Source organism: Serratia sp. 506_PEND (assembly GCF_001076875.1).
Classification (GTDB): Bacteria; Pseudomonadota; Gammaproteobacteria; order Enterobacterales; family Enterobacteriaceae; genus Serratia; species Serratia marcescens.
Window position 1 is genome coordinate 1 of sequence record NZ_JVEL01000442.1, and the last position, 3284, is coordinate 3284.

The 3284-nt window shown below is 50.8% G+C and carries 5 protein-coding genes; all 5 read left to right on the forward strand.

The window, feature by feature from the left end:
• Positions 1 to 75: 75 nt before the first annotated feature.
• On the forward strand, positions 76 to 999 hold the full coding sequence (locus ADK28_RS17010; protein ID WP_048795946.1) for an IS5 family transposase: 924 nt from the start codon (positions 76 to 78) through the stop codon (positions 997 to 999).
• 43 nt (positions 1000 to 1042) lie between these two features.
• Positions 1043 to 1528, forward strand: coding sequence for a DnaJ domain-containing protein (locus tag ADK28_RS17015; RefSeq protein ID WP_048796214.1), 486 nt, complete (start codon positions 1043 to 1045; stop codon positions 1526 to 1528).
• 48 nt (positions 1529 to 1576) lie between these two features.
• Complete coding sequence (locus tag ADK28_RS17020) at positions 1577 to 2137, forward strand: hypothetical protein (RefSeq protein ID WP_048796215.1); 561 nt, start codon at positions 1577 to 1579, stop codon at positions 2135 to 2137.
• Between the two features lie 65 nt (positions 2138 to 2202).
• The gene (locus ADK28_RS17025; protein WP_048796216.1) at positions 2203 to 2475 is read left to right on the forward strand and encodes a hypothetical protein; all 273 of its coding nucleotides are present in this window, start codon (positions 2203 to 2205) and stop codon (positions 2473 to 2475) included.
• Positions 2472 to 2903 (forward strand): hypothetical protein, encoded by a 432-nt coding sequence (locus tag ADK28_RS33440; protein WP_065426255.1) that lies wholly within the window; start codon positions 2472 to 2474, stop codon positions 2901 to 2903. Before ADK28_RS17025 ends, ADK28_RS33440 begins: the two co-directional genes overlap by 4 nt.
• The last annotated feature ends 381 nt before the right edge of the window (positions 2904 to 3284 follow it).

The window sequence follows — 3284 nt, forward strand, 5'->3', positions numbered from 1 at the left end:
GGCTTTGTTGAATAAATCGAACTTTTAGGTGATTAGCGGATCTGATCGATACAGTCGTTTCAGCATTGGATCCCCATGGCAAAGCAAAAGTTTAAAATCACTAACTGGTCCGCCTACAACAACGCACTCAGGCAGCGCGGTTCACTCACTGTGTGGCTTGATGAGTCAGCCATTGCAGCATGGACTGACAGTACACAGCCCGAAGGGCGTGGCCGTCCGCTTCACTACACCGATATGGCTGTCATCACGGTTCTGATGATGAAGCGCGTGTTCAACCTGTCGCTCCGGGCATTACAGGGCTTCGTTGACTCGATTTTTAAGCTGATGGCTCTGCCGCTGTGCTGCCCGGATTACTCTCTGGTCAGCAGGCGGTCAAAGACCGTCAACATCAACATAAAGACGCCAACCCGGGGTGAAATCGCGCACCTGGTCATCGACAGTACAGGCCTGAAGGTTTTCGGTGAAGGTGAATGGAAAGTCAGGCAGCATGGGGCCGACAAACGCAGAGTGTGGCGCAAGCTCCATCTGGCCGCAGACAGTGCGACGCACGAGATTATCTGTGCCGATTTATCGCTCAGCGGAACGACAGATGCACAGGCACTGCCGGTGCTGATTAACCAGACCCACCGGAAAATCAGGGAAGCCTCAGCAGACGGCGCCTACGATACCCGTTACTGCCATGATGCTTTGCTGAGGAAAAAAATCAGGCCGCTCATTCCGCCACGAAGTGGTGCGCAATACTGGCCCGACAAGTACCATGAACGTAACCACGCCGTGGCAAATCAGCATCTGAGCGGCAGCAATGACGTCTGGAAAAAGAAAGTGGGTTATCACAGGCGTTCAGTGGCAGAAACGGCCATGTTCCGGTTCAAAACGCTCTTGGGTGCTCATCTGAGCCTGCGGGACTATGACGCGCAGGTGGGTGAAGCAATGGCGATGGTCAAAGCGCTGAACCGGATGACGCTGTTGGGGATGCCGGACAGCATCCGGATCGCATAACGGGTGTACCGGCGGGAGCTATCCTGTCGCCTGACTCTGATTTATTCAACAAAGCCAGTTGACGGATAAAGATATTAAGTCCGCATACAAAAAGTTGGCGCTTAAATATCATCCAGACCGTAACCCATTAGGCGCTGAATTGATGAAGGCCGTAAATGCTGCTTTCGAATTTTTGATGGCTAATATCGATAACATAAATCAATTTCAGTCTGATGATGAAAACGCCAGTTATAACTACGGTGAAGAGTTAGAGAATATCCTTGCCGCCCTGTCTGGGTTGTCTGGCGTCGTTTTTGAGGTTATTGGTAATTGGGTTTGGATCAGTGGCGATACACGCGAGCATAAAGACGTATTAAAAGAAATGGGGTGTAAATGGGCGGCCAAGAAAAAACAGTGGTTTTACCGTCCCGAAGAACATAAAAGCCGCTGGAACCGCAAAGAGCACAGCATGGATGAGATCCGCGAAATGTACGGCACCAACGGCAAACGCCGGGCGACGGGCCGAAAAGCAGTAGAAGCGCGGGCATAAACGGACTGGGGGGCGAAAGCCCCCCAATATGCGGTTTCAGGAGGACTAATGACATCATTTAACGAACAGTATTCACCCGTTTTTAATCGTGTTTGTGCGTTCCTGGGGAACGGTTGGCGTATTGATAAGCGTATCCCTGCGGATGCTTACCGTATCAGTTTGATGAACCCGGCGTTCAAGAACTACTCAATAGGCGTGCGCATGGAGAAAGGCCGGATAATTTTGGTCGGGGGCGTTCGGCGTGGGCATCGTTCTAATGAACATTCAAGGTGTACTGTCGCACCAGCCCGTGATCCGTGGGGGATTGCTGAGGACATCAAGCGAAAAATTTTGGTTAATGCAGAGCAACAAATTGCCATTGCCGCCGCTGATCAGGCGGGTGTGGCCCGCCAAAGGGAAGAAAAACGCCTGGTGATCGGCCTGCTTTCCCGTTTGGTGGAAACCCGCGACTATGACGGATACTACGGGATTTTGTGTAGTATCAGGATGCAGGGCATGACTGGTGATGTGTCAGAAGGTTATGGCGATACCTATAAGCTCAAACTTGACGCGCTCAGTAAAGATCAATTAATTAGAGTTGTGGGTTTTTTATCCACACTGGAGCGGTGACAGTCAGCGCGGGCATCGAACCCGCGCTTTCTGTTTGCTTCCTTCTAGACCCAGGAGAACGGATAATGGAACCGATATTTTTTACCCGCAGTAAAGGGCGGGTGAGGAAAATGCTGGCGGTGTACTGTGATGGCCAGCAATACAAACTGCAATTTACGGTATTAGATAGGACGAACCCAACGCGGGAAGAACGTGCTCAGGGGATCAAGGAAAAGCGGTTTGAAACGCTCAATCAGGTGTATTTCGTGAACCTTTCAGATGTGATTGCGCCGGATGATTACCCACTGCCGGATCTTACACAGGAATTTATCGACTTCATAGCAGAGAAAAAAGCATGATCACAGAGAAACCCACGCCACAGCAGGTGACAGAAGCGAGAGAAGCTGCCAGATTATCCCTCTCAGAAGCGGCACAGCATTTTGGCATGGTGTATAACGCCTGGCAAAAAAAGGAAAATAAAGGGGCCACGGGAACAAAGCTATCGATCGGTGAATATAACTATCTGTTGCTACTTGCAAATCGTCACCCGGACTTGTTGGCTATCCATCGCCTGCCAGAGAAAAAAACACCTCAACAGGAAGCCGCTCAGGCCGCCTTTGACCTGGCGCAATACCTTGCTGCTGGCGCACATACCGAAGTCATTCTCCCCACGGTTGTAGAAGCGATGCTGGTAATACTGCAACAGCGTATTCAATCGGTAAAAGGAGAATGGGAACAATGGATAAACCAAAGTTTTGAAGGTGCCAAGTGTGAAGGGGAGGATTAGATTTTTCGAATGCTTTGCAATCAACGTGCGGTTAATTGGATGCATGGCTCCCCTGCTATCGCCCCGAAGCTCGCTATGCTCACACGCGCAGATACAGCGCCCCGCCGCGTAAACGTGGCGGCGTACCGTTCGCCAAGGCTCACGCGCTAACTGCGGCCGTTCCGGCGGGCTTTATTGATACTCCGATGCCTGTCAGTCAGTTTTGGGCTGTGCAGGGCGGCGGGAGGGGTTGCGCTATATGGACGACCGCAAGGCCCGGCAATTCACCGCCCGTGATACTTTCAGCATTTGTGCAGTTGCCTTCTACAAATAACATCATTTTATATATTTATATATTGAATAAGCATCCAAATAGATGTATTATTTAACTCATGGAAGCAC